The organism is Bacillus bingmayongensis (assembly GCF_000299035.1).
In the GTDB taxonomy this organism is placed as follows: Bacteria; Bacillota; Bacilli; order Bacillales; family Bacillaceae_G; genus Bacillus_A; species Bacillus_A bingmayongensis.
The window spans coordinates 1-1,328 of sequence record NZ_AKCS01000076.1 but is presented as its reverse complement, the minus strand read 5'-3'; the positions used below and the strand labels follow the sequence as shown (position 1 = coordinate 1,328).

Annotated in this window: 2 protein-coding genes; both read left to right on the top strand. The window is 31.9% G+C overall.

Annotated features, from left to right (window positions below):
* Window positions 1–319: hypothetical protein (locus Y7E_RS33425; protein ID WP_017150547.1), on the top strand; the 319-nt coding region annotated here is incomplete at its 5' end.
* 5 nt (window positions 320–324) lie between these two features.
* Window positions 325–1,218: a DUF2268 domain-containing putative Zn-dependent protease gene (locus tag Y7E_RS0106870; RefSeq protein ID WP_017150546.1), complete on the top strand. Its 894-nt coding sequence runs from the start codon at window positions 325–327 to the stop codon at window positions 1,216–1,218.
* The last annotated feature ends 110 nt before the right edge of the window (window positions 1,219–1,328 follow it).

The following is a 1,328-nucleotide window of genomic DNA, read 5'->3' as shown; positions in this document are numbered from 1 at the left end:
ATATTATTGTGATTTAAATTTGATTACTCCAAAGAAAAATGAAATAGGACACATAAATTTATCAAATGAAGATTTACTAGACTTAATTAAAGTTCTCACTCTAAAAATATTAGGCAAAAGGTTAAAATCTATAGCGTCTTTTCCATTACATGAACTTGATATTAGAGAAATAAGACTGCAGCTTGATGAAATGTATACTTATATAGAGTACTTACTTTTATCTTTAAACCAATTAGAGAATGTTGAAAATGAAAATGTCATATTAAATACGCTTAAACTGTCTTATGAATTTAATGAAAAATATATAAACAAGAGGTGATTAAAATGAAAATATATATGGAAGATACTTTAAGTCAATATGAAACTTTACTTTCATTACCTCTCGAAAAGAGAGAAAATTTCTTTAGATACACGATGATGAAGCCTTTTGAGGGTATGTGGAACACAATCAATGTGCCACTTAAAGCTAAACAAAAAAATGGTTATGATGTTATGATGGCAACTCAAATGTTAGGATATCTGGATATAAAAGAAAGTAATATAGCAAGAAAAGCATTGGATGATTTAAAAGCAGTAGAAGCTTCAGATATCGCTCAAAAAGCATTAAAAAGATGCATAGAATTTTCGAAAGCCGCCAACTTAGAAGTAGCTGCAGAAGAATTAAAGTTTGGAATGTATATTGCTGATCCTGAAAAACTAAAAAATCAAAAGGGCTACTGTGGTTTCGGAGGAATACCTGGGTATGTCACTATAACCATTCATCCAAACGATTATAATGTTCCGAGAATACCCGCGCTTATTGCCCATGAATTTCATCATAACCTCCGTTTTTCTTATTTCGATTGGAATCATGGAGACGTGACATTGGGTGAATATTTAGTCATTGAAGGGCTTGCAGATTCATTTGCTACTGAGTTGTACGGTGAGGAACATTTAGGTCCTTGGGTTACCTCAACTGATGAAGAAGAACTCGAATATTCGATTCATGTTGTTCGGGATGGTTTTCATTTAAAAGGATTTGATGAAGTTAATAGTTACATGTTTGGGGATGAAATTGCTAAAAAAGAGGGTTATGCACCAGTAGGCTTATCACCTGGCGCAGGTTATACCGTAGGTTATCATGCTGTACAATCTTTTATGAAAAAGAATAACGTCACAATTCAAGAAGCTACTTTGTTAAGTACAGAAGAAATCATTACAGGGTGTGGTGTTTTTTAAGAGAATAGAATTTTTAAAGTTTGAAATATTATGACACAGAATTAGTGTTCTGCGTCATTTTTCATTTTTATTGGTTCTGGTGCAAAAATATTAGTTAGAAACATAGAGTA

Bases quoted from the DNA above. Each gene is read 5' to 3' on its own strand.
- Y7E_RS0106870 (WP_017150546.1), top strand. From the start codon at position 325: ATGAAAATATATATGGAAGATACTTTAAGTCAATATGAAACTTTACTT.